The organism is Arthrobacter sp. NPDC056493, assembly GCF_042795115.1.
Taxonomy (GTDB): Bacteria; Actinomycetota; Actinomycetes; order Actinomycetales; family Micrococcaceae; genus Arthrobacter.
Map to the genome: position 1 here is coordinate 129,365 of NZ_JBHTSL010000003.1, position 22,951 is coordinate 152,315.

Consider the following 22,951-nt stretch of genomic DNA (forward strand, 5'->3'; position numbering starts at 1 on the left):
TGGCGTGCTTAGGCGAACGGCGCCAGTTCCACGCCGGCTTCCCCAAGGCCGGCGCGGACGGCAGCTGCCATGTCCACAGCGCCGGGGGTGTCGCCGTGGATGCACAGGGAATCCGGGTCCACCCTGACAACGGTTCCGTCCACTGCAACCACCTCGCCCTTGAGCGCCATGCGGACTGCCCGCTCAACGATCGGCCCGACGTCGTGCAGCACGGCACCCTCCTGCGAGCGCGGCACCAGCGTCCCGTCCGGCAGGTAGGCGCGGTCCACGAACGCCTCACGGAAGACGGGGTGCCCGGCGTCCTTGGCCTGCTTCAGCAGCTCGGACCCGGGAAGCCCCAGGACAGGCATGCCGGGATCGTAGGCCTGGATGGCTGCCACGAGCGCGGAAGCCTGCCCGGCGTCGTGGAATGTCCGGTTGTAGAGGGCGCCGTGCGGTTTGACGTAGTCCACCGAGGCACCCACGGCGTGCGCTACTCCGTCCAGCGCCCCGAGCTGGTACAGCACGTCGCCGAACAGTTCGTCGAAGGACATGTCCAGGGAGCGCCGCCCGAAGCCGGCGAGGTCACGGTAGCCAACGTGCGCGCCTACCCTGACGTCCAGTTCATAGGCAGCGCGGCAGCTGTCCAGCATCGTCACAGGGTCTCCGGCATGGAAGCCGCAGGCCACGTTGGCGCTGGTGATGAGCTCAAACATGGCCGCGTCATCACCCATGGTCCAGGAGCCGAAGGACTCCCCGAGGTCAGCGTTCAGATCCACCCGTATTACCTTCCGTTATGCCGGGTGCCGATGCTCCCCCGGCTGTGAGCTCGCCCGGTACGGTGTCCGGCATCGGCCCAAAGGCCTCTTTCGCGTTAACGACGACGGCCCGGCCCATCATGAGGTTACCGGCACCGCCCACCACCGCCCCAATGCCGAACGGCAGCGCACGTCCGAGCAGGGCGGTTCCCTGCCGCCTGAGCAGGTTTCGCAGGAAGGCTTTCTGGATGCGCTCGCGGATGAAACCGAACCCCGATGACGACATCCTGCCCGCCAGCACATTTCCCCAGGCCTGGCTGGCACCCTTGCCCTTGCCCATGGCCTGGCCGCTGAGCGAACCAAGCAGCGCGGTCCCCTCTTCGCCGAGCATCACGGCCATCACCAGGGTGCTGGCTTTCTCCGGGTCCGTCATCCGGATCCCGTGCAGTTCGGCCAGCGAGGTGGCGAAGAGGGCCGTCGCCTCGAGGAAGCCCACCGTAGCGGCGGCGGAGAGGCCCAGGGACGCCACCGTGCCGACTCCGGGAACGACGGCGGTGGCCCCGACCAGCGCTCCGCCGCCTGTCACGGCACGGAGATAGTCGCGTTCGAGGATGTCCGCGAGCTGGGCGGCGGACGCCCGCGGGTTGCGGCGCTGGAGCCGGCGGATGTACGCGACCACCAGTGGGCGCTGGATCTCCACGGCCCGCAGCAGCACGTTGTGAACACCGGGTTTGGGATTGCCGTGGGCGTCGAACACGGCGTTGTGGGCTGTTTCCTGCGCGATTCTCATCGCGGGGTTGCGTCTCTTGGCCATCATCACCTCTACCTCGGAACAACCGGCAGCCGGAGGCCGCCGTCTGGCCTTAACACTAGGCCACACCCCAACATACCAAGCATGCTGATCACCGGGTCGCGGGGCGGCCCGCCACAGCACTTACACAGTCACAGCGCCCGGACGGTCACAGCGACCAGGACTCGGCCACCGCCATGTAGGCGGAGGAGGACGGCCCGCGGGGACCGGGGTAGACAGTGGGGGCGCCAGGCCACTCGACGCCGAACTCGGAGAGCTTGCCTCCGCTGCACGGATGGTAGACGTTGCTCATCGAGGCGCCGGAGGGACCCAACTGGAAGTCGGGCGCGGAGAACTGCCGCCGGTCCAGCACCCCGGAAATTTCGAGGGCAGCCCGCCGCCCGGTCGCCCGGAACCCGCGCTCAAGGTCGAGTTCGACGTCGAATTCGTCCTGGGTGTGGCTGACCGCGCCGAGTGGAAAGCGCGCGGCCTCCGGAAAGAAGCGCGTCAGTTCCGTGGCGAGGGAGGAGGCAAAGAATTCGTTGGAGCCGTAACTGCGCCAGCCCTGGAGCGTGGCTACCATGAGGACCGTTCCGGTTCCCCACCGGGACCAGTCAGCCACCCAGAATGAGGCGAAACAACTAGCGGGTTCGCCGGGAATGTGAACGCCGTTCCGGTCCACCGGGTGCAGGGCAAGGCCGAAGTTTGCGCCGATCAGCGCCACATTGCGCCGCCCCGGCCGGGCCGGTGTGTTCCCCATGGTTAGAGCCTATCCCGCCGCGCACGTTCCACGCGGCAGAGGCTCGGCCTAAGATTGCGGTGTGCCCCTCCCCCGCGCCCTTCGCCCTTTTTCCCACCGCGAATACCGCGTGCTGATCGGCGCCCTCGCCATTTCCATCTTCGGTTCGGGCATGTGGGCCGTGGCCATGGTCTACCAGGTCATCCACATCGGCGGCGGTCCGCTCGAGCTGTCCCTCGTGGCGGCCGCAGGCAGCGTGGGTCTCGTGGCCTTCGTCCTTGCCGGCGGCATCGCAGCGGACCGGGTTCCGCAGCGGCTGCTGATCATCGCCGTCGAGGGCATCAACCTTGCCGTGATCGCAACGGTCAGCGGGCTGGCAATGGCGGGCTGGCTTCAGCTCTGGCATCTGGTGGCCGGTGCCTTCGTCCTTGGCGTCGGGGCGGCGTTCTTCTTCCCGGCGTACTCGGCGATTCTGCCGCGGATCCTGCCGCCCGAGGACCTGCTGGCCGCCAACGGCATGGAAGGAACCCTGCGCCCCACGCTTCAGCAGGCGGCCGGTCCTGCCGTGGCCGGCGTCGTTGTGGCCGCGCTGTCGCCGTCGCACGCCGTGACCGGCGTTGCCGTGTGCCACCTGCTGGCGTTCATCATCCTGAACTTCCTCGGCCAGCATGCCCTCGAGGCCCCCGGCGGGCGGGGGCACGGTGCCCGCCGGGATGGCTCTGGCGACGCGGCGGATGGTGGCCCCACGGCACCAGCCAAGACGTCTTTTTTCGCCGACCTCCGCGAGGGCGTCACCTACACCGTCCGGACGCCGTGGCTCCTCTGGACACTGCTGTGGGCGTGCATTTCGGTGCTGTTCCTGATCGGGCCCATCGAAGTGCTCCTGCCTTTCGTGACCCGGGACCAGCTGGGCGGCGACAGCCGCATGTTCGGTTTCCTGCTGGCCGTCATGGGAGTGGGCAGCGCCGTCGCCTCCCTGGTCACGGCGTCCGTCCCGCTCCCGCGCCGCTACCTGACCGTCATGATGGTGTGCTGGGGAGCAGGCACCCTGCCGCTCGCGGCGGTGGGGCTCATGGACAGTTTCTGGCTGCTGGCCCTGGCGCTCTTCATATTCGGCGCCACGGGCAGTGTGGGCATGGTCATCTGGGGAACACTGCTGCAGCGGCGTGTGCCGCCGCACCTGCTGGGGCGGGTTTCCAGCCTGGACTTCTTTGTGTCACTGGCGCTGATGCCGGTGTCGATGGCGCTGGCCGGTCCCGCCGCCGCCGTACTTCCGATCTGGCTCATCTTCCTGGTGGCGGGCGGGGTGTGCCCGGTCATGGCGGTGGTGGCCCTGCTGGCGGCCCGGATGTCAGTGGACGAAATCGCCCATCCGCTCGACCGCCAGGGCACCCTGCCCGCCGGCGCCGAGGCCACCACCTAGCCGAGGCCCCGGCAAGCCGCGGCACCGCCGAGGCCGCCACCTGACGGCGCTCGACTAGTGCGCGCGCACCACCGGGATGCTCGCCGTCGGCGGCCCGCTCGGGAACACCGAGGGCTCGGGCACGTGCACCGGTTCCAGCGGGACCCGTACCGGCTGCGAAGCCACTGTGAACCGGACCCCGCGCACGTCGATGTCGAGCGCTTCGCCGTCCAGGAGGGTCAGCGTGATGGCGCCCTGGTCGAGCTCCACCAGGAGCGGGCGGCCCTGCAGCTTCAGGTGGAAGCGCAGGGTCTCCCATTCTTCGGGCAGCCGCGGATCAAAGAAGGGCACGGGTCCCTGGTCGCGGAGTCCGGCGAAGCCGCACACCAGGGAGCTCCACACCCCGCCGGTGGACGCAATGTGGACGCCGTCGATCGTGTTCCCGTGGGTATTGTCCAGGTCGATGAACGCGGCATTCGTGAAGTGTTCCAGCGCAGCCTTGCGGTAACCCACCTCGGCGGCCATGATCCCCTGGACGCACGCCGAGAGCGTGGAGTCCCCCGTGGTGATGGGATCGTAGAAATCGAAGGCCCTGCGCTTTTCCTCGGCGGTGAACTCCTGCCACTGCAGGAACATGGCCAGCACCGTGTCCGCCTGCTTCAGCACCTGGTGGCGGTAGATCACCAGCGGGTGGAAGTTCAGGAGCAGCGGGTACTTGGCGCGCGGCGTCGTCCAGTCCCACGGCTCAAGGGTCATGAAGTCGTTGTCCTGCGAGTACACCTGGTAGTGCTCGTCGAAGGGCAGCTGGATCCGCTGCGCAGCCGCCTCCCACAGCTCCCGTTCGGCGTCATCGACTGCCGGGTGGTCCAGCGCAGCGGCGGCCCGCAGGTTAAACCGGGCCATGACGTTCGTGTAGAGGTTGTCGTTCACCACGGCGGTGTACTCGTCCGGCCCCGTCACACCGTGGATGTGGAACGCGCCGTCCTTGCCGAAGAAGCCCAGGGAAACCCACATGCGGGCGGTTTCGATCAGCAGGTCGGCGCCCATCCCGGCGCGGAACTCCGAGTCGCCGCTGGCCCAGACGTACCTGTTGGTGGCGAAGGCAACGGCGGCGGCGATGTGGAACTGCGCCGTGCCGGCAGCGTAGTACGCGCTGGCCTCCAGGCCATTGATGGTGCGCCAGGGGAACAGCGCGCCGTCCACGCTGAGCTCCTTGGCTCGGATTTGGGCATCCGGGAGCATCTCGTGACGGAACTCCAAAACCTGCCGCGCGCCGTCGGGGTTTGTATACGTCAGGTACGGCAGGAGGTAAACCTCCTGGTCCCAGAAGTAGTGCCCGTCGTAGCCCGAGCCAGTGACGCCCTTGGCCGGAATGCCGGCGACGCCGGCCCTGGCGGTGGCCTGCGCGAGCTGGAAGAGGTTCCAGCGGATGGCCTGCTGCAGTTCCGGCTGGCCACCCACCTGGATGTCGGCGCACGCCCAGTAGCTCCGGTAGTGCGCCTCGCTTTCGGCGAAGACGTCGCCGGTCGGCTTCAGCCCGGCTTCCGCGGCGTCGGCAGGGTCCTCCCCCGCTTCCGCGTCCGCAGCGCCGGGCAGGCCGGTCCGGGTGCCGCGGGCCACGGCGTAGCTGACGCTCTTTTCGAGCCGGAACGGCTCGTCGGCGGCAATCGCCAGCACATAGCGGACGCTGCTGTCGTCCTGGTCGACAAGGGTGTCGAAGGGCTGGTGGCCGGCTGAAGTCCAGTGGTCGACGGCGATCCCCACCCGCTGCTTGGACTCGGCAGCCTCCCACGACAGGCGCAGCGAGCCGTCACCGCCCTCCATCCTGAGGGGCAGCAGCACGCGGCCGGCGTGCCGGCCCGCCCGGCGCGGGTCGTGCGTGGAATGGTCCTCCACCGGCTGGTCCTGCCGGTTGGTGACGGATGAGGTGACGTCGGCGGAGACTGCCCGGTCTGCCGAAACCTCCAGCGTGATGCCCAGGCTGCCGCGGGCTTCGAAGCCCACCGCCCGGCGCTCCACCGTGGTCACCGTGGCGCCGGAACGGCACTGCCAGACGATGCTGCACTCGTAGATGCCGGTGGCGAAATCCACGGACCGCCGGTAGTCCAGCGCTGTGGATTCGGCGAGGCTGAGCATTTCGCCGTCGATGACGACCGTGAAGTTGTTGGCATCCGGAATGTAGAGGATGCGCTGGCCCGTGCGCGCGAAGCCAAAGGCGTTTTCGGCGTGCTTGATGTCCCAGATCTCGTGGAAGCCGTTTACAAAGCTGCCGGGAAGCTCGGCATCGGCTGAGGCCCAGTGGGCACCCCGGACACCGAGGTGCCCGTTGCCAAGGGCAAAGAGCGTCTCGAGCGTCCCGGCGTCGCCGGGTTGGTGGCTCGTCTCCACGAGCTTCCAGGGATCGCTGGGGAAGCGGACGCGGTCGGCGGTGATGAGTGCCATGAGTGGCGTTCCTTAGACGGTCGAAAGTGGTGCTGGAAATTCTGTTGGGGCTGGCGGGGCCTTGTTGGCGGCCTGTCCCGCGGTGTGGGAACCGCGGGACAGGCCGCGGTGTGGAAACCGCGGGACTAGAGAAGTTCCTCGAGGTCGCTGACCACGAGGGTGGCGCCGGCGTCGAGCAGCGTCTGCCGCCCTGCCCCGCGGTCCACGCCGATGACGGAGTGGAAGCTGCCCGCGCTGCCCGCCTGCACGCCGGACACTGCGTCCTCGACGACGACGCACTGCTCGCTGGGCAGCTCCAGGAGCCGGGCGGCGTACTCATAGGTTGCGGGGTCCGGCTTGCCGGGCAACCCTTCCTCAGCGGCCACGACGCCGTCCACGACCACCGGAAAACGGTCCGCCAGCCCTGCCGCGCGCAGCACCGAGGGGGCGTTCCGTGAGGAGGAGACGACGGCGACCTTCAGTCCGCGGTCCAGCACGGCTTCCAGGAAACGCACCGAACCCGTGTACGGTTCCACGCCGGCGCTGACAATGTCGTTGAAAATCCGGTTCTTCCGGTTGCCCAGGCCCTGGACCGTGATGTTGTCCGGATCGTCGTCGGCGGGGCCCTCCGGAAGGGTGATGCCGCGGGACGTCAGGAAGTCCCGGACGCCGTCGAACCTCGGCTTGCCGTCGATGTGGTCGAAGTAGTCGCTCTCCTGGTAGCCGTCCTTTTCGGGGACGGTTTCCAGGTAGCCGTCAAACAGCTCCTGCCAGGCACGCTCGTGGACGACGGCCGTTGGCGTGAGCACGCCGTCCAGGTCAAAGAGGATGGCGGCGGCGCCGGTCCAGCTGTTCGGCCGGCTGCCAGCGCTGGTATTCAGGGTTTCGGTCATGCTTTGTTCCGTGTCCTTTCGGGGTTCGGACAGCAATGGGTTGGGAATTACCAGGAACGTGGTCGCCGGTGACCAAAGAGTGCGGTGTGCCTGCAGAACCTGCCGCTCCGGGCGCCGCGGGCCCGAATGGTTTCCGGGAGGTGGTGCTGCAGTTTGAAGGACAGGCCGGCATTTCCTGCGGACCGGGCGGCGTTGCCCTGGCCGGTGACGGCGCCCCACTTTGTGCGCGGCAGGTCGGTTAGGTACCGGCCGGGCTATGTCCGGCGCGTGAATTTGCGGGGTTCCGCCATTTGCACCGCGGCGTCGCGGGCCAGGCTGAACGCGTCAATGCGCGGGCGCACGGTTTTTTGCCTACGTCCATGATGAGCGTGCAGACGGTTCAGGGCAAGCCAGCGGAACATCCCCGCGGGACGGGTGGCGCAAGGATGCATGGCGCGGTCCTGCCCTTTCGAACACTATGAGTCGTGCACTGCCAGCCGCCCACCGCCGAGGGGACGCCTGCTGGCCGCGTACCGGCCGAAGAAGAGTGTAAGCGCTTGCAGATTTACCCTGCAACTGTTTTTATTTTCCGCCTGGGCCGGAACCCGGTTTCAGCCCAGGACGTAGTGCCTCAGGAACGCGCTGACGTCCACCATCTCGGCCTTGGACATGGCGTGGCCCATGCCCGGATACGTCCGCGCCGTGAGCCTGGTGTGCGCGTTCAGCCATTCCTCCGTGTAGGCCGTTGCGTCCCCGTTGATCACGAGGTCGGCCCGGTCTCTTCCCCAGAAAAACGGGGGCCGCTCGTCCAGGGACTCACCGAGGGCCAGCAGGTCGTTGTTCATGACGAACCCGGAAAGCCCCACTACCGCAGGAAAGTCCTGCGGCCGCAGTCGCAGGAGTGTGCTCGCCATGGCCATTCCCTGGGAATAGCCCAGCAGGCTCACGCTGGTGTGGAGCGCCCTGGCCGAGTCGATCCAGGAGAACACGGAGTTGGCCGCCGAAATGACGTCGGCAAAATCGTTGGTCAGGAAATAGTCGAGCAGGAACCAGCCGTAGCCGTTCGCAATTGGCATCGGCGCCCGGAGCGCCGCGCAGGTGAATTCCCCGGGGAGATAGTCGAAGAGATTGACCATCCGGGATTCGTCCGTGCCGTAGCCGTGCATCATTACCAGCAGCGGGGTGCCGGCGCGTTCCTCCTCCGGCCTGGACCATACAACCGTCTCCATCCGATCAGCCTAGCGAGTCGCCGCTAAGGCCGCCCCTGACCTGCGGATTTGATTGAAACGGGAGTTACCGGGATGTAGCCTGACGCTTGACAGCATGCTTAGCAAATGACGCAGGACCCACCGCACGAATCCAGATGGCGGGAAGTCCGCGAACGCAAGGAGCAAGTCATGAGAATCGGTTCCGCCATTTTCCTCATCGCCCTGGGCGCCATCCTCGCCTGGGCCATCACACCGGGCCTCATCCCCAACGTGGACCTGACGCTGATCGGCTACATCCTGATGGCCGTTGGCGTGATCGGCCTCGTTGCCTCGCTTGTCATTGCCGCCCCGGGCAGGAGTCGCCGCGTCAGCGAGACGCGTTCCGTCGTGGACCCCAACACCGGCGAGAGGATTACCCGAAACGAGAGCCGCGACAACGGACTGTAGAAACGGCCGGTAGAACCGCGCAGAAGGGGCGGGCGGCAGTGGACTCGCCAGACACGGCCGGGCTGGACCTTCGGGTCTGGTCCGGCCTTTGGTTTTTTGTGGTTTTTTCGTTGACAAACCAACATGAACGAAGATAAAGTCAAGTACTTGCAGATTTGTGACAGCCGTCACTGATCTCCGAGGGGGTCCATGAAGGCAGTGCCGACGCACTGCAGCAGTAACTACGCAATGGAGGGTATGTGTTTGCCGAGGAGCGTCAGCAGCAGATCGCCGGGCTCGTTGCAGCCAGCGGCCGCGCCAGCGTGACCGACCTCGCCGAGCGCTTCCGCATCACCACCGAAACCGTCCGCCGGGACTTGGCGGCCCTGGAGTCGGCCGGCACGGTGCGCCGCGTGCACGGCGGGGCTGTCTCCGCAGACCGCTTCAGCACCACAGAGGAGAGCATCCTCGAGCGGACCATCCAGCGGCAGGCGCAGAAGCTCCGCATCGCCGAGGCCGCGCTCGGCTTCCTCCCGAAGGGACCCTCCGGCAGCATCCTCCTCGACGCCGGTTCCACCACCGAAGTCCTCGCCGACCTCCTCGCCCGCCGCGGCGCCGCAGCTCCGGCCAAGCCGGCCGATCCGGCCCAGGAACTCCTTGTCATCACCCACGCCGTTCCCATCGCCGCCAAGCTGGCAAGCACCCCCGGCATCGCCCTTCAGATTCTGGGCGGCCGGGTCCGCGGGCTCACGCAGGCGGCGGTGGGCCAGGGCACAGTGGAAGCCGCCGGCAAGCTGCGTCCCGACATCGCCTTCGTGGGGACCAACGGCATCCACCCAAGCTTCGGCCTCAGCACACCCGACTCTGAAGAAGCAGCTGTTAAGGCTGCCTTCGTCCATTCGGCGCGCCGCATTGTGGTGCTGGCCGATTCGTCCAAGCTGGAAGCGGAAACGCTCGTCCAGTTCGCCTCGTTGAAAGATCTGGATACCGTGATCACTGACCGCACACCCGGTTTCGAACTAGCTGCGGCCCTCGCCGAGGCCGGCGTGGAGGTGGTAGTCGCATGATTGTCACCCTCACAGCAAACCCGAGCCTGGACCGGACGGTGGCTCTGCCCGGCCCGCTCGAGCGGGGCGAGGTGCAGCGCGCAGTCTCGGTCCGCCAGGAATCCGGCGGCAAGGGAGTGAACGTTTCCCGTGCCCTCGTGACCTCCGGCCTCGAGACACTTGCGGTGCTGCCCGGCGCCGAATCCGATCCCGTACTTGCCGGCCTGCGGGAAGAGGGCGTGCCCTTCGCATCCCTGGACATCCACGAACCGCTGCGCACCAACGTGGCACTGACGGAGCCCGGCGGTGTGACCACCAAGATCAACGAACCCGGCCCGGTCCTCGCGGAGGACGCCCAGGAGGCGCTGATCAGCCTGCTCCTGGAACGGTCACGCGGAGCCAGCTGGGTGGTCCTGGCGGGATCGCTTCCGCCCGGCGTCCCGGCTGATTTCTACGCCACAGTCACGCGTCGGCTACGCAATGCCGACGCTGGGGCCGGCGTACCAATGATTGCCGTCGACTCCTCCGGCGCTCCCCTGGCAGCGGCCGTCGCCGGCGAATCTCCGGCAACAACCACAGTGTCCGGAAAACCGGACCTGCTCAAACCCAATGCCGAGGAGCTCGCGGAACTGGCCGCGGCAGCAGGTTTTTCCTCGGTGAACACGGCTGAGGAACTCGAAGCGGACCCGTATGCTGCCGCGGCGGCAGCTGCCGCCGTCGTGCGTTCCGGTGTGGGGGCCGTGTTGGCAACGCTCGGTTCAAAGGGCGCTGTCCTCGTGACGGCCGACGGCGCGTGGCTGGCCACGCACCCGCCGGTCACCGCAGTCAGTACGGTCGGCGCCGGTGACTCGTCGCTGGCCGGCTATCTGCTGGCCGCCAGCCAGGGTGCCGCCCCGGCTGACTGCCTCCGCCAGGCTGTGGCGCACGGCGCCGCCGCCGCTTCCCTGCCGGGCTCCACCGTCCCGGCAGTCCACCAAACAACCCCCGACGCCGTAACCATCACGGCCCTCCGGAAGGATTGACAGTGACTCAGCTCATCACCGCGGACCTGGTCGAGCTTGACCAGAACCTGGGCAATTCGCCCGAGGACGTGATCCGGCACCTGGCCGGCCGTGTTGCCGCCAACGGACGTGCGAGCGAAGTGGAAGGCCTCTTCACCGATGCCTTCGCCCGCGAGCAGAAGACGGCCACCGGCGTTCCCGGCGGCATCGCCATCCCGCACTGCCGCTCGGCCGCCGTGACCGAACCAACCCTCGCCATGGCACGCCTTTCCCAGCCCGTCGACTTCGGCGCCAAGGACGGCCCGGCCGACCTCATCTTCTTCATCGCTGCACCGGCCGGCGCCGACCAGGAGCACCTGAAGCTGCTGTCCAAGCTCGCCCGCTCGCTCATCAAGAAAGACTTCACGGGTGCGCTCCGCGCGGCCGCCTCACGGGAAGAAATCGTGGAGCTCGTGGACAACGCCCTCGCGGACAAGCCGGCTGCCGCGCCCGAAACGGTTGCGGCCCCGGCTGCAGCCACCGGCGCTGCCGCTGGCGGCAGCGCTGCATCCAGTCGAACCCGGCGCATCGTCGCCGTCACGGCCTGCCCCACCGGCATCGCGCACACCTACATGGCAGCGGACTCCCTCGTGGCCGCGGCCAAGGAAGTGGGCGTGGACCTGCAGGTTGAAACCCAGGGCTCCTCCGGCGCCAAGCCGCTGGACCCGGCGGTCATCGCCGCTGCCGACGCGGTGATATTCGCTGTCGACGTGGACGTGCGCGGCAAGGAACGCTTCGCCGGCAAGCCGGTCATCAACGCACCGGTCAAGCGCGGCATCGACGAGCCGGCCAAGATGGTCCAGGAAGCCCTGGACGCGGCGGACAACCCGCACGCCCACCGCGTTCCGCACTTCGGCGCGGAGGAGCAGGCCGAGCGGGAAGCCGCCGAACAGGGCGAGCACATCGGCCAGAAGCTGAAGAAGGCACTGCTCACCGGCGTAAGCTACATGATCCCGTTCGTGGCTGGTGGCGGTCTGCTGATCGCGCTGGGCTTCCTGCTGGCCGGTTTCGACATCGCCCTGGGCACGAAGGCCAACGACATCCTGGCCAACAACTCCCTGGTCAACCTTCCGGACGGCAACCTCGCCCTGTACCTCGGAACCGTCTTCTTCAAGATCGGTGCCCTGTCCATGGGCTTCCTGGTTCCTGCCCTGGCCGGCTACATTGCCTACGCAATCGCCGACCGTCCGGGCATTGCACCGGGCTTCGTTGCCGGTGCAGTCTCCGGCTTCATGGGCGCCGGCTTCCTCGGCGGCATCGTCGGCGGCCTGCTCGCCGGCTACATCGCCCACCTGATCGGAACATGGTCAGTGCCGCGCTGGCTCCGTGGCCTGATGCCTGTCGTCATCATTCCGCTGCTGGCTTCCATCATCGCCTCTGGCGCGATGTTCCTGTTCCTTGGCGGACCGATTGCCGCCATCACCGTCGGACTGAACACCTGGCTCTCCGGCATGTCCGGCGCTTCGGCGATCGTCCTGGGCATCATCCTCGGCCTCATGATGTGCTTCGACCTCGGCGGGCCCGTCAACAAGGTGGCCTACGCCTTCGCAGTCGCAGGCCTCGGTGCCGGAAGCGCCACCAACCAGGCACCCTGGCAGATCATGGCCACCGTGATGGCGGCCGGCATGGTGCCGCCGCTGGCGATGGCCCTGGCCACGGTCCTGGACAAGAAGCTCTTCAGCCTGGCCGAGCGCGAAAACGGCAAGGCGGCCTGGCTGCTGGGTGCCTCCTTCATCTCCGAGGGTGCCATTCCGTTCGCGGCAGCCGACCCGCTCCGCGTCATCCCCGCCAGCATGGTCGGCGGCGCAGTCACTGGCGCGCTCACCATGGCCTTCGGCGTCACGTCACAGGCACCCCACGGCGGCATCTTCGTGTTCTTCGCCATCGGCAACGTGATGATGTTCATCGTGTCCATCCTGGCCGGAACAGTGGTGGCGGCGCTCATCGTGGTGGCCCTCAAACGCTGGGCTGCCCGCAAGGCCGTTGATACGGTGGAGTCCGTCCCTGTAACTGTCTGACCCCCCGCTGTTTCAGCATTCCAACCCGCACTGCAATTGCAAGGAGCAGAAATGTCCGAACGTACCGCAACCGTCGCCAGCCGCGTAGGCCTGCACGCCCGCCCCGCCGCCATCTTCGCCGAAGCCGCGGGCGAGTTTGACCTCGACATCACCATCGCCCGCGAAGGGGAGCCGGCCGACGAGGCCATGGACGCCGCCAGCATCCTATCCCTCATGAGCCTTGGCGCATCCCACGGCGACGTTGTGGTGCTGCGGGCCGACGGCGACGGCGCCGACGCCGCCCTCGAACGTCTGGTCCAGATCCTGGAAACGGATCACGACGCCGAATAGGCACCGCACGTTCTTACGGCCGGTTTCCGCTGCAACTCCCCGAGGGACTGCTGCGGAGGCCGGCCGTTGCCGTTTCCGGACAGTTTTTGCCCTTTTGGTGGCACCGTGCCGCTGGTCCGCCACCGTCCGCGGACATCACGCCTGATCAGCGGCCCGTTCCGCAGAAGTAAGCAAACTTAGTAGTTTCTTGTTTTTGATTCTGCGCCCCACTAGCTTGGAACTGTGCCCAGCCATTCGATGGATCGGCGGAACAGCCGTGCTGAAGGAGGATGACAGAGTGGAAACCTTGCAGGAAAGCGTGGACGTCGAGGTACCGGTCAGCACCGCTTACAACCAGTGGACCCAGTTCGAATCGTTTCCCCGTTTCATGAAGGGCGTCGAGTCCGTCGAACAGATCGACGAAACCTCCCTCCATTTCCGCACCAGCGTGGCAGGCGTCAAGCGCGAATACGATGCGCAGATCCTGGAACAGACCCCGGACCGGTGCATCGCCTGGGTCAGCAAGGACAAGCCCCGCAACGCCGGCAGGGTCACGTTCGAGAACCTGGGCCAGGACCTCTGCCGCGTGAACGTGGAACTCGAATGGGAGCCGGAGAGCCTGCTGGAGAGGGCCGGGGCCGCTGCCCACGTTGACGAGCAGCAGGTGTCCGCCGACCTGGTGCGGTTCAAGGAATTCATCGAAACCCGGGGCATCGAGACCGGCGCCTGGCGTGCCGCTGTGGACCGGGGCGAAGTAGAGAGGTAGCCATGCCAGAGAAGAAGAACCCCAGCCTGAAGGATCCGGAACTCTACGAAGAGCTCCGCGACGAGGGGGCCTCGAAGCAAAAAGCGGCCCGTGTCTCCAACGCAGCAGCCAAGAAGGGGCGCTCCGAGGTGGGCCGCAAGGGCGGCAAGTCCGGCGACTATGAGGACTGGACCGTGGACCGGCTCAAGGCCAAAGCCAAGGAGATCGGCCTCAAGGGGTATTCAGGCAAGAAAAAGAGCGAACTCATCTCTGCACTCCGGAACTCCTGAGCGGGTGCACATGCAGCCGCGCGGCGGGGCGCCCGTCCTTTCAGGCGCCTTTCCGCGCGGTCTTCGCCGTGGATTTGGCTGCGGTACCGGTCTTGGACGCCGTGCCGGACTTGGCAGCGGCACCGGTTTTGGCGGCGGTGCCGGTCTTCGTCGCAGTGCCGGTCCCAGACGCAGCGCCGGATTTCGACGCCGTGCCGGATTTAGAGGCAGTACTGGTCTTAGCAGCAGTGCTTGTCTTCGACGCGCCCGCAGTCTTGCCGCGGCCGCCGCGCGCGGCTGGCCCGGACGGCTCATCCTCGTCCGACCCGTCTTCGGACGGTTTCTGTGCGGCAGCCCCTCCCCCGCGCTTCTTGTCGAGGCTGCGCTTCAGGGCCTCCATCAGGTCGATCACTTCGCCGTTGCCACCCTCGGCCTCGGCACCGAACGTCTCCTCCGTGTCCAGCGCGTCGCCCTTTTCCAGCTTCGCCTCAATAAGCTGCCGAAGCTGTGCCTGGTAGTCGTCGGTGAACTGCTCGGGCTCGAAGTCAGAGGCCATGGACTCCACCAGGGCGGCGGACATCTCACGTTCCTGCGCGGAGATGCGGATGGACGTGTCCAGGGCGGGAAACGCTGCTTCCCGGACTTCGTCCGCCCACAACAGCGCCTGCAGCATCAGGACGTCGTCGCGGATCCGCAGGGCACCCAGCCGGGTCTTGTCCCGCAGCGCGAACTGCACCACGGCCACGCGCTCGGTATCCTCCAGTGCCCTGCGCAGCAGCATGTAGGCCTTGGGAGACTTGGAGTCCGGCTCCAGGTAATAGCTCTTCTCGAACATGACGGGGTCGAGTTGATCGGACGGCACGAACTGCACCACCTCGATTTCGTGGCTGTTCTCGGCGGGAATGGACTTGAGCTCCTCCTTGGTGAGGATCACCGTCCGGCCGTCGTCCTCGTAGGCCTTCTCAATGTCGGAGTAGTCAACAATCTCGCTGCAGACCTCACAGCGGCGCTGGTAGCGGATCCGGCCGCCGTCGGCATTGTGCACCTGATGGAGGCTGATGTCGTGGTCCTCGGTGGCGCTGTAGACCTTCACCGGGACGTTGACCAGCCCGAACGCGATGGCGCCTTTCCAGATGGCTCTCATGGGACAAGTCAACAGCACACAAGGCCGGAGGTGAAGCCCCATGGCCGGCGGTAAGGAACGCGTGCGGGTCGGCGGCCGCGAACTGACCCTGACCAACCTCGACAAGGTGATGTATCCCGCCACCGGCACCACCAAGGCCGACGTCATCGCCTACTACGCCGCTGTGGCCCCGGTACTGATCCCCGCCGCCAGAAACCGCCCGGCAACCCGAAAAAGGTGGGTGCACGGGGTGGGAACCGAAGACCGGCCCGGCGAGATGTTTTTCCAGAAGAACCTGGACGAGTCAGCCCCGGGGTGGGTGCCGCGCGCCGCCATCACGCACAAGACCACCACCAGCTACTACCCGCTGGTCAATGACCCGGCCACCCTCACCTGGCTGGCGCAGATCGCCTCTCTGGAGATCCACGTGCCGCAGTGGACGGTGGACTCCCACGGCAGCGCCCTGCCTCCCGACCGGCTGGTCCTGGACCTCGATCCCGGGGAGGGCGCAGGGCTGCCCGAATGCGTGGAGGTTGCCAAGCTCGCGCGGACCATCCTGCGCGACGTGGGGCTCGATCCCGTTCCGGTCACCAGCGGAAGCAAGGGGATCCACCTGTATGCCGTCCTGAGCGGGACGCAGACCTCGGATGAGGTGTCAGCCTTCGCCCGTGAACTCGCCCGCGCGCTGGAGGCCGACCACCCGGACCTGGCCGTCAGTGACATGAAGAAGACCCTCAGGACAGGAAAAGTCCTGGTGGACTGGAGCCAGAACAACGCCGCGAAAACCACCATCGTTCCGTATTCGCTCCGCGGGCGCCTGCACCCCACGGTGGCGGCTCCGCGGACCTGGCGGGAATTGAGTTCGCCGTCGCTCAAGCACCTGGACTACGAGGAGGTCATGCGCCGGGTGGCGGCCGGCAAGGACCCCTTCGCCCCGGTCAGTGCGGCCACCGGCCACCCCGGCCCCGCCCACGCCACCTCCGCACCTCCGAAAACCGCGGAGCCGCGGGGCGGCGGGCACGCGGATCCCCGGCTGAACAGGTACCGGTCCTTGCGCGACCAGGGCAAGACGCCGGAGCCGTTCACGGCGGAGGAGCACCACGCGGCAAAAACCGACGGCGTTTCGGCGCAGGCGGGCAAGGAGATCTTTGTCATCCAGGAACACCACGCCAGCCGGCTCCACTACGACTTCCGGCTGGAGCACGAGGGCGTGCTTGTCTCCTGGGCGCTGCCGAAGGGCGTGCCGGAGTCGGGGGACAAGAACCACCTGGCAGTACAGACCGAAGACCACCCCATGGACTACGCCGATTTTGAGGGCGACATTCCCAAGGGCGAGTACGGGGCTGGCAGCGTGGGCATCTGGGACAAGGGGGTCTATGAGCTTGAAAAATGGGTCAACGGAAAGGAAGTCATAGCCACGCTGACGGGCCGTGAGGGCGGCGGACTGGGCGGCACCAGGAGGTTCGCCCTAATCCACACCGGAAAGGGCCATGGCGAGGAGTCGCAATGGCTCATCCATCTGATGGACAGGGTCCCGGGCACGCGGAAAAAACCCGCCGGGACCGATCCGACGGCTGGCGCGGAAGATCCGGCGAGCCCCAAGGAACCGGCCGTCAGCAAGGAACAGGTGGGCCCGGCCCGTACGGCGGCTTCCAGGCCCGCAGCGCCCCGAAAGGACACCCTCCAGGAGGACCCGGCCCCCATGCTCGCCTCCGCAGGCACCCCGGCGGACCTGCACGGCAGCGACTGGCTTTTCGAACTCAAGTGGGACGGGATCCGCGCGCTGGTGGTGGCAGACGGCGATCGGATCAGGCTCCTGAGCCGGAATGGCAACGACATGTCGGCCAGCTATCCCGAATTTACGGACAGGAACTGCTGGCCGCCGCAGGATTTCATCGCAGACGGCGAGATCATCGCCGTCGGGCCTTCCGGCCGGCCCGACTTCGGGCTCCTGCAGGGAAGGATGAAGCTCACCAGGCCGGGCGACGTGAAACGGGCACGCGCCGCCATCCCGGTACGGATGATGCTCTTCGACCTGCTGGCCGACGGCGGCGACGACCTGCGGAGGTTGTCCCTGCGGAAGCGCCGGGAGCGGCTGGCTGGTTTCTTCGAACCCGGCGAGTGTCCAGTGGAACTGTCGGAGACCCTGGACGAGCGGGTGGAACACATCCTGGAAAGCGCCCGAGAGCTGGGACTGGAAGGCGTGATGGCCAAGCGGGCGGACAGCCGCTACGTGAGCGGGCAGCGGACCCACACGTGGCTCAAGCTCAAGATCGAGCAGACCCAGGAAGTGGTGGTGGGCGGCTGGCGTCCGGGCAAGGGCGACCGGTCCAACTCCGTGGGTTCCCTCCTTGTGGGCATACCGGAGGGCGGGACGCTTCGCTATGTGGGCCGCGTGGGAAGCGGCTTCAGCATGCGTGAACTGGAGGAGCTGCGTAAACAGGTGGAGCGGCTGGCGCGGAAGACGTCCCCGTTCGACGACGTTCCGTCGGCGGACGCGGCGGACGCGCGCTGGGTGAACCCCGACCTGGTGGGTGAGGTGACCTTCGGTGAGTGGACCGGGAGCGGCAAGCTCCGCCACCCGGTGTGGCGGGGCTGGCGGCTGGACAAGGAACCGGCGGACGTGGTGATGGAGTCCCCGCACCCCTGACGGACCAGTCCTGCCGCGGCTCTGACGGAAACAGCCTGGCGACACCCGAATATCGGGCGCCGTCAGGCTGTCTTTCGTATTTTCAGCTGGTCAGGACGAGTGCGGCATCTGCGGGCGGCTGGTCCGGTGGACTGCCGTTACCCCAGCGCCCTGGCCAAGCCGGCCGGGGCTTGCGCCGTGTTCCTTGGGGTGGCGCCGTTTGCCGTTGCCATCCGGCCACTGCTTTGCCCCTCCCATTGCCGCGGTAACGGCGAGAGTCTCAGGCGTGGGCAGCGGCGGCCTTTCCATCGATTCCGCCAGGTGCGCAGCGACATCCGGCTTGATGCTGCTTCCGTTATAGGAGTCGGCCATTTGTTCTTCCTTTCCGCGATGAAATGAAGTGTTCCCCATATTTAGATCGGTGGTTCCGCCGTTGTTGGATAGCAAGAGGCCCTGCTCCAGCGAAGAAGCATTGTGAACGCAGAAACCTGAACGGGCGGGTTGATTGCGCGGCGAATGCCGGGCACGGCGGCCACACTATGGCCGCCGCGACGCGTCCACTACTCGAAGATCAGTGTTCCCATGGGTCCACCTTAGGCAGAATCACGCCGTCCGGGAAGAGACCTTCTTAGTCCTCAGCGCCGCTCCGGAACAACCCTTCCCAGACTGCCCTGGACCCCGATTCCCCGATCAGCGCCACGGTGGCCACCGCACCCCCGCAGAGCACCAGGGCGACCACGACGGCGACAATCCCCACGACGCGGGACCCGGCCGTGCCCATGCGCCGCCTCATCCCCGCTGCCTGCCTTCCGCCGTAGCGGAACCACAGCCACTGGGCCAGGGCCACGAGGAACACGCCAACGACCCAGGGCAGGAGCGTCCCGGCGATCTGCATATGGGCAAGGATCCGTGGCGTGGTATCAACGCGGTCCAGCAGCCACGCGCCGGCTGCCATGGTGACCGGCACCAGGACAAGCGCCAACAGGGCAACCAGCGGCGTGACGATCCCCAAACGCCGTCGGGCGGCAGGCCAGAGCAGACTGAGCAGCGTGCAAAGGGCTGCCAGCGGAACGAAGACCACCGTGCAGTGGACGAGCAACACATGCATCGGCAGACCGCTGATCTCGTAGTCCATGGCGAACACCCCTGTCTGGAAGTTATGACCTAACAAGTGAGACGAGCACCGCGGTTGAACGGTTCAATCGGCACCTCTCCGTGGCTGCTACAGGCCGCCCGGCAGAGCTGGCTTCGGCCCGCCCACGGTGGCCGGTTTTGGCGGAAAATCGGGCCCAAAAAGCCCCGTTACAGAAAAAAGTTTGATAACGATCGCCTCTGCCGCAGAAAATCCGCAGGATGGCGGGGTCAGATCGGCCAAAACAAATCTGATTTGGGCCCCGTTTGGACCCCTAAAGCGGGCGATCATACGGCACCCAGCTCTCAAATTCCATGGAAATCCCGTAAAATTGAAGGCCTGCCCGGAGCGGGGCAGCTACAAGTCGCAAGCAAATGACCTCCACAGGAGTTGCCCAAATGCCCACAGACCGAAGCACGACCGACTCTTCAGCAGGCGCCAGGAACGCCAGCGGAACCTACCAGTCCGCACCCCAGGGTGCGAAGAAACCAAAGCTGCTCGCGCGGCGCCGGCTCAAGGTATCCGACGTTAACGTCGTCGACCAGCCCATGCTCAAGAAGGCCCTCGGCGGTACGATCGTGGGCAACACCATGGAGTGGTACGACGTCGGCGTGTTCGGCTACCTCATCACCACCATGGGGCCCGTGTTTCTGCCGGAAGCGGACAAGAGCGTGCAGACGCTGTTCCTCCTGGGCACGTTCGCTGCCACCTTTATCGCCCGCCCGCTCGGCGGCGTCGTCTTCGGCTGGCTTGGCGACAAGGTGGGCCGCCAAAAGGTCCTCGCTGCCACGCTGATGCTGATGGCGGCGAGCACCTTCGCCGTCGGCCTGCTTCCGGGCTACGCGCAGATCGGCATGTGGGCAGCGGCCCTCCTGGTGGTGCTTAAGCTCGTGCAGGGCTTCTCCACCGGCGGTGAATACGCCGGTGCCACCACCTTTGTGAGCGAGTACTCGCCCGACAAGCGCCGGGGCTTCTTCGCCAGCTTCCTGGACATGGGCAGCTACCTCGGCTTCGCCCTGGGTGCCGCGTTGGTGTCCGTGCTGCAGCTAACGCTGGGCCAGGCCGCCATGGAGGACTGGGGCTGGCGCCTGCCTTTCCTGATCGCCGGTCCCCTCGGCCTCATCGCCGTGTACTTCCGAAGCAAGATTGAGGAGTCACCCCAGTTCCAGGCCACCCTGGACGCCCAGGAGGAACTCGCCAAGGATGCTGCCGCCGGTGATAACGCTGCAGCAAAGGGCCCCGTGGGCATCGTCAAGGCCTACTGGCGCTCGATCATCGTGGCCATGGTCCTGGTGGCAGCGGCCAACACCGCCGGCTACGCCCTGACGTCCTACATGCCGACCTACCTCACCGAATCCAAGGGTTACGACCCGGTCCACGGCACGCTGCTGACCATCCCGGTACTCGTGGTCATGAGTCTCTGCATCCCGCTGACCGGCAAGCTCTCCGACCGCATCGGCCGCCGCCCGGTCCTCTGGATCGGCGCCGTCAGCACCGTTGTCCTGGCCGCCCCGGCCTTCATGCTGATCGGCATCGGCAGCATCTGGTCCACGCTGGCCGGCCTGTCCCTGATCGCGTTCCCCGTGACCTTCTACGTTGCGAACCTGGCCTCGGCGCTGCCGGCGCAGTTCCCCACGGCCAGCCGCTACGGCGCCATGGGCATTGCCTACAACTTCTCCGTGGCAATCTTCGGCGGCACCACGCCGTTCATCGTGGACGCCCTCATCAACGCCACCGGCAATGACATGATGCCTGCCTACTACCTGATGGCCACCTCGGCTGTTGGTGCCGTGGCCATCTACTTCCTCAAGGAATCCGCCCAGCGCCCGCTGCCCGGATCCATGCCCAGCGTGGACACCGCGGCGGAGGCCCGCGAACTGGTGGCCACCCAGGATGAGAACCCGTTGCTCGACCTCGACGAACTGCCGTTCGAGACCGTGGATGAACTGCATAAGGAACTCGACGACGAACTGAACAAGGTGCCCGCCGGCACCTGACGTCGGTCCCCGCGCCCGGGTTGAAGGCCCGCGCCGCCCCGCTCCCCTAAAGGAGAAGGGCGGGGCGGGCCTTTGCTCTGCCCAGCCGGGCCCAGCCCTGTTGCCTGCCTCACTTTGTGACGCAGCCCGCGGTGAGATCTTTGCGGCGGTGCTACCTTCATAGGGTGAAAGGGGTCGTGCCGGTGCAGTCTGTAGTGCACCACCTGCGGCAACTGCACAGCCTCGGCCCCGCCAACAACGATCACCTCTCCGCGTGGCGCGTGGCCATCAGCGTGGCCATCCCCTCCCTCGTCCTGCTGCTCCTCGGCCGGCCGGAGCTCACCATCTACGCCGTGTTCGGCGCCCTCACCGGCATGTACGGCCGTTCGGAGCCGCACCAGCTCCGGCTCAAACACCAGCTCCAGGCGGCACTGGTCCTGCTTTCCGGCGTGACCGTGGGCGTGGTCCTGTCCGTCAACGGCCTGCACTCGTGGTGGCTCGTTGGCATCGAAGCCCTCCTGGCGGGCGTGGGTTCCCTTTATTCGGACAAGGTCCATCTCCGGCCCAACGGCCCGTTCTTCGGGATCCTCGCCCTGGGCGCTTGCGCCTCCGTTCCCGCCGCCGTGCCCTGGTATGTTGCCCTTCTCATCGCTGCCGGCTCCGCCGCCTTCTCGCTGCTGGTGGGCTTCGGCGGCTGGGTCCGCGGCAGGGCCTGGCGCCGCGGCGCGGCGCGGCCGTCCGCCCGGCTGCGGGGAGCCATCCGCCGCCGGGCCGCCCTTCACGCTTCCCGCTACGTGCTGGCTGTGGGTGCCGCCGGCACCATCGGCGTCCTGACCGGTAGCGGCCACCCGCACTGGGCGATGGCGGCCGCCGCGGTCCCGCTGGCCGGCGCCGACCTGCCCAGCAGCGTCCACCGCGGCATCCACAGGATCATGGGGACGTTCCTCGGGCTGGTGGTGGTCGCCGTCGTACTTCTGCCCGGGCCATGGGCTCCGCTGCACTTTTTCCCGGGAGCCGAGGCCGCGGTGCTGGCGCTGCTGGTGATCGTTTTCCAGTTCGGCACGGAGCTGTTCATGACCCGGCACTACGGGCTGGCGATGGTCTGGTTCACTCCGGTGATCCTGCTGATGACCCAGCTGGCAGCGCCGGCCGACCCCCAGGTACTCATCGTCGAACGCGCCGTCGAAACGGTGGTGGGAGCCGGCGTCGGAATTCTCGTCGTGGTGCTTATCCGCTCGCGCCGGAACCGGCTCCCGGCACCTGCGGCCGGCGCGGCGGCCCGGCCATGAACCTGTCCGGCACCATCCGGGCGGCGGCCGCCAGCACCTTGTAGCGCTTGGTGGGGATGGAGACGGCCTTCCCGCGCTCATTGTCAGCCAGCCCTTCGCGGACCACGCGCCCCGGCCGCAGCCACGTCCAGCCCGGGGCCACGGACTTGTCCATCCCCATCCGGTCGTGGAACTCGGTGTGGACAAACCCGGGGCAGACGGCGGTGACCTTCACACCCCGGGGTGAGTAGGCGAGGTTCGCCCACCGGCTGAAGCTGAGCAGCCACGCCTTAGCCGCCGAGTACGAGCCGCGGGGAAGGAAAGCCGCCACGCTGGCCACGTTAATGATCCGGCCGGAGCCGCGCGCCAGCATGCCCTGGAGGGCGGCATGGCTGAGTTCCATGGCCGTCTGCACGTGCAGCTTCAGGTGCTTCCTCTCGTCCTCGATCGGGTTCTCGTCGAAGTTATGCAGCAGCCCGATCCCGGCGTTGTTTACCAGCATGTCCACCGGCCGTGAGGGGTCGGAAAGGCGTCCGACGACGGCGGCCACGCCGCCGTCGTCGGTCAGGTCCGCGGTCAGCACCTCAGCCGTGGTTCCGTACCGCCGCTGCAGCTCGTCCGCTGTGGCCTGGAGCCGTGCCGTGTCACGTGCCACGAGCACGAGGTTGTGCCCCTGTTCGGCAAGCTGGCGGGCAAATTCGGCGCCCAGTCCCGCGGTGGCGCCGGTGATGAGGGCTGTGGGTCTGGCGGTGTTGGTCATGCCAACAGCCTAAGCCCGCGGCACTGCTGAATTCAGCCCCG

The 22,951-nt window shown here is 67.1% G+C and carries 21 protein-coding genes; 11 read left to right on the plus strand and 10 right to left on the minus strand.

Annotated elements, in window-relative coordinates:
* Positions 1-8: 8 nt before the first annotated feature.
* From ACFQ50_RS02310 to ACFQ50_RS02320, 3 genes are all read right to left on the minus strand, one after another.
* Positions 9-758: a LamB/YcsF family protein gene (locus ACFQ50_RS02310; protein ID WP_377993911.1), complete on the minus strand. Its 750-nt coding sequence runs from the start codon at positions 756-758 to the stop codon at positions 9-11.
* The gene (locus ACFQ50_RS02315; protein WP_377993952.1) at positions 742-1,551 is read right to left on the minus strand and encodes a hypothetical protein; all 810 of its coding nucleotides are present in this window, start codon (positions 1,549-1,551) and stop codon (positions 742-744) included. The genes ACFQ50_RS02310 and ACFQ50_RS02315 overlap by 17 nt, the downstream gene beginning before the upstream one ends.
* Before the next feature lie 145 nt (positions 1,552-1,696).
* On the minus strand, positions 1,697-2,287 hold the full coding sequence (locus ACFQ50_RS02320; protein ID WP_377993912.1) for a hypothetical protein: 591 nt from the start codon (positions 2,285-2,287) through the stop codon (positions 1,697-1,699).
* A gap of 61 nt (positions 2,288-2,348) precedes the next feature.
* Between ACFQ50_RS02320 and ACFQ50_RS02325 the strand changes: the two genes are divergently transcribed.
* Entirely contained in the window at positions 2,349-3,689 is a 1,341-nt protein-coding gene (locus tag ACFQ50_RS02325; protein ID WP_377993913.1) for an MFS transporter, read from the plus strand.
* 54 nt (positions 3,690-3,743) lie between these two features.
* Here the strand turns inward: ACFQ50_RS02325 and ACFQ50_RS02330 are convergent, their stop codons facing one another.
* The 3 genes from ACFQ50_RS02330 to ACFQ50_RS02340 form a co-directional block, all read right to left on the minus strand.
* Positions 3,744-6,110 carry a glycoside hydrolase family 65 protein gene (locus ACFQ50_RS02330; protein WP_377993914.1) on the minus strand — a complete coding sequence of 789 codons (2,367 nt, stop codon included), beginning with the start codon at positions 6,108-6,110 and terminating at the stop codon, positions 3,744-3,746.
* Positions 6,111-6,235: 125 nt separating this feature from the next.
* On the minus strand, positions 6,236-6,982 hold the full coding sequence (locus tag ACFQ50_RS02335) for an HAD family hydrolase (protein WP_377993915.1): 747 nt from the start codon (positions 6,980-6,982) through the stop codon (positions 6,236-6,238).
* 590 nt (positions 6,983-7,572) lie between these two features.
* The gene (locus tag ACFQ50_RS02340) at positions 7,573-8,190 is read right to left on the minus strand and encodes an alpha/beta hydrolase (RefSeq protein ID WP_377993916.1); all 618 of its coding nucleotides are present in this window, start codon (positions 8,188-8,190) and stop codon (positions 7,573-7,575) included.
* Positions 8,191-8,358: 168 nt separating this feature from the next.
* On the opposite strand from ACFQ50_RS02340, the gene ACFQ50_RS02345 reads away from it, so the two are divergent.
* The 7 genes from ACFQ50_RS02345 (at position 8,359) to ACFQ50_RS02375 (ending at position 14,043) form a co-directional block, all read left to right on the plus strand.
* Positions 8,359-8,616, plus strand: a complete 258-nt coding sequence (locus ACFQ50_RS02345; RefSeq protein WP_377993917.1) for a DUF6458 family protein — start codon at positions 8,359-8,361, stop codon at positions 8,614-8,616.
* Positions 8,617-8,855: 239 nt separating this feature from the next.
* Positions 8,856-9,662: a DeoR/GlpR family DNA-binding transcription regulator gene (locus tag ACFQ50_RS02350; RefSeq protein WP_377993918.1), complete on the plus strand. Its 807-nt coding sequence runs from the start codon at positions 8,856-8,858 to the stop codon at positions 9,660-9,662.
* A complete protein-coding gene (locus ACFQ50_RS02355; protein ID WP_377993919.1) occupies positions 9,659-10,663 on the plus strand; it encodes a 1-phosphofructokinase family hexose kinase in 1,005 nt (334 codons plus the stop codon). Before ACFQ50_RS02350 ends, ACFQ50_RS02355 begins: the two co-directional genes overlap by 4 nt.
* Before the next feature lie 2 nt (positions 10,664-10,665).
* Positions 10,666-12,699 (plus strand): fructose-specific PTS transporter subunit EIIC, encoded by a 2,034-nt coding sequence (locus ACFQ50_RS02360; RefSeq protein WP_377993920.1) that lies wholly within the window; start codon positions 10,666-10,668, stop codon positions 12,697-12,699.
* Positions 12,700-12,750: 51 nt separating this feature from the next.
* Positions 12,751-13,029 carry an HPr family phosphocarrier protein gene (locus ACFQ50_RS02365; RefSeq protein WP_003799274.1) on the plus strand — a complete coding sequence of 93 codons (279 nt, stop codon included), beginning with the start codon at positions 12,751-12,753 and terminating at the stop codon, positions 13,027-13,029.
* 277 nt (positions 13,030-13,306) lie between these two features.
* Entirely contained in the window at positions 13,307-13,774 is a 468-nt protein-coding gene (locus ACFQ50_RS02370; RefSeq protein WP_377993921.1) for an SRPBCC family protein, read from the plus strand.
* Positions 13,775-13,776: 2 nt separating this feature from the next.
* Positions 13,777-14,043, plus strand: coding sequence for a Rho termination factor N-terminal domain-containing protein (locus ACFQ50_RS02375; protein ID WP_377993922.1), 267 nt, complete (start codon positions 13,777-13,779; stop codon positions 14,041-14,043).
* 40 nt (positions 14,044-14,083) lie between these two features.
* Here the strand turns inward: ACFQ50_RS02375 and ACFQ50_RS02380 are convergent, their stop codons facing one another.
* Complete coding sequence (locus ACFQ50_RS02380; protein WP_377993923.1) at positions 14,084-15,166, minus strand: Ku protein; 1,083 nt, start codon at positions 15,164-15,166, stop codon at positions 14,084-14,086.
* A 40-nt stretch (positions 15,167-15,206) separates the two neighbouring features.
* Here ACFQ50_RS02380 and ACFQ50_RS02385 point away from each other — a divergent pair, with 40 nt between their 5' ends.
* A complete protein-coding gene (locus ACFQ50_RS02385) occupies positions 15,207-17,795 on the plus strand; it encodes an ATP-dependent DNA ligase (protein WP_377993924.1) in 2,589 nt (862 codons plus the stop codon).
* Between the two features lie 90 nt (positions 17,796-17,885).
* On the opposite strand, the gene ACFQ50_RS02390 is transcribed toward ACFQ50_RS02385, so the two are convergent.
* Together ACFQ50_RS02390 and ACFQ50_RS02395 are read right to left on the minus strand one after the other, a co-directional pair.
* Positions 17,886-18,146 (minus strand): hypothetical protein, encoded by a 261-nt coding sequence (locus ACFQ50_RS02390; RefSeq protein ID WP_377993925.1) that lies wholly within the window; start codon positions 18,144-18,146, stop codon positions 17,886-17,888.
* 256 nt (positions 18,147-18,402) lie between these two features.
* Positions 18,403-18,909 (minus strand): hypothetical protein, encoded by a 507-nt coding sequence (locus ACFQ50_RS02395; protein ID WP_377993926.1) that lies wholly within the window; start codon positions 18,907-18,909, stop codon positions 18,403-18,405.
* A 395-nt stretch (positions 18,910-19,304) separates the two neighbouring features.
* Here ACFQ50_RS02395 and ACFQ50_RS02400 point away from each other — a divergent pair, with 395 nt between their 5' ends.
* Together ACFQ50_RS02400 and ACFQ50_RS02405 are read left to right on the plus strand one after the other, a co-directional pair.
* Positions 19,305-20,903, plus strand: coding sequence for an MFS transporter (locus ACFQ50_RS02400; protein ID WP_377993927.1), 1,599 nt, complete (start codon positions 19,305-19,307; stop codon positions 20,901-20,903).
* Between the two features lie 182 nt (positions 20,904-21,085).
* Positions 21,086-22,171 carry an FUSC family protein gene (locus ACFQ50_RS02405; RefSeq protein ID WP_377993928.1) on the plus strand — a complete coding sequence of 362 codons (1,086 nt, stop codon included), beginning with the start codon at positions 21,086-21,088 and terminating at the stop codon, positions 22,169-22,171.
* Here ACFQ50_RS02405 and ACFQ50_RS02410 read toward each other — a convergent pair.
* Complete coding sequence (locus tag ACFQ50_RS02410) at positions 22,110-22,910, minus strand: SDR family NAD(P)-dependent oxidoreductase (protein WP_377993929.1); 801 nt, start codon at positions 22,908-22,910, stop codon at positions 22,110-22,112. The two genes, ACFQ50_RS02405 and ACFQ50_RS02410, sit on opposite strands and share 62 nt — an antisense overlap.
* Positions 22,911-22,951 lie beyond the last annotated feature (41 nt).

Bases quoted from the DNA above. Each gene is read 5' to 3' on its own strand.
- ACFQ50_RS02315 (WP_377993952.1), bottom strand. From the start codon at position 1,551: ATGGCCAAGAGACGCAACCCCGCGATGAGAATCGCGCAGGAAACAGCC.
- ACFQ50_RS02320 (WP_377993912.1), bottom strand. From the start codon at position 2,287: ATGGGGAACACACCGGCCCGGCCGGGGCGGCGCAATGTGGCGCTGATC.
- ACFQ50_RS02330 (WP_377993914.1), bottom strand. From the start codon at position 6,110: ATGGCACTCATCACCGCCGACCGCGTCCGCTTCCCCAGCGATCCCTGG.
- ACFQ50_RS02335 (WP_377993915.1), bottom strand. From the start codon at position 6,982: ATGACCGAAACCCTGAATACCAGCGCTGGCAGCCGGCCGAACAGCTGG.
- ACFQ50_RS02340 (WP_377993916.1), bottom strand. From the start codon at position 8,190: ATGGAGACGGTTGTATGGTCCAGGCCGGAGGAGGAACGCGCCGGCACC.
- ACFQ50_RS02345 (WP_377993917.1), top strand. From the start codon at position 8,359: ATGAGAATCGGTTCCGCCATTTTCCTCATCGCCCTGGGCGCCATCCTC.
- ACFQ50_RS02355 (WP_377993919.1), top strand. From the start codon at position 9,659: ATGATTGTCACCCTCACAGCAAACCCGAGCCTGGACCGGACGGTGGCT.
- ACFQ50_RS02365 (WP_003799274.1), top strand. From the start codon at position 12,751: ATGTCCGAACGTACCGCAACCGTCGCCAGCCGCGTAGGCCTGCACGCC.
- ACFQ50_RS02375 (WP_377993922.1), top strand. From the start codon at position 13,777: ATGCCAGAGAAGAAGAACCCCAGCCTGAAGGATCCGGAACTCTACGAA.
- ACFQ50_RS02380 (WP_377993923.1), bottom strand. From the start codon at position 15,166: ATGAGAGCCATCTGGAAAGGCGCCATCGCGTTCGGGCTGGTCAACGTC.
- ACFQ50_RS02385 (WP_377993924.1), top strand. From the start codon at position 15,207: ATGGCCGGCGGTAAGGAACGCGTGCGGGTCGGCGGCCGCGAACTGACC.
- ACFQ50_RS02390 (WP_377993925.1), bottom strand. From the start codon at position 18,146: ATGGCCGACTCCTATAACGGAAGCAGCATCAAGCCGGATGTCGCTGCG.
- ACFQ50_RS02395 (WP_377993926.1), bottom strand. From the start codon at position 18,909: ATGGACTACGAGATCAGCGGTCTGCCGATGCATGTGTTGCTCGTCCAC.
- ACFQ50_RS02400 (WP_377993927.1), top strand. From the start codon at position 19,305: ATGCCCACAGACCGAAGCACGACCGACTCTTCAGCAGGCGCCAGGAAC.
- ACFQ50_RS02410 (WP_377993929.1), bottom strand. From the start codon at position 22,910: ATGACCAACACCGCCAGACCCACAGCCCTCATCACCGGCGCCACCGCG.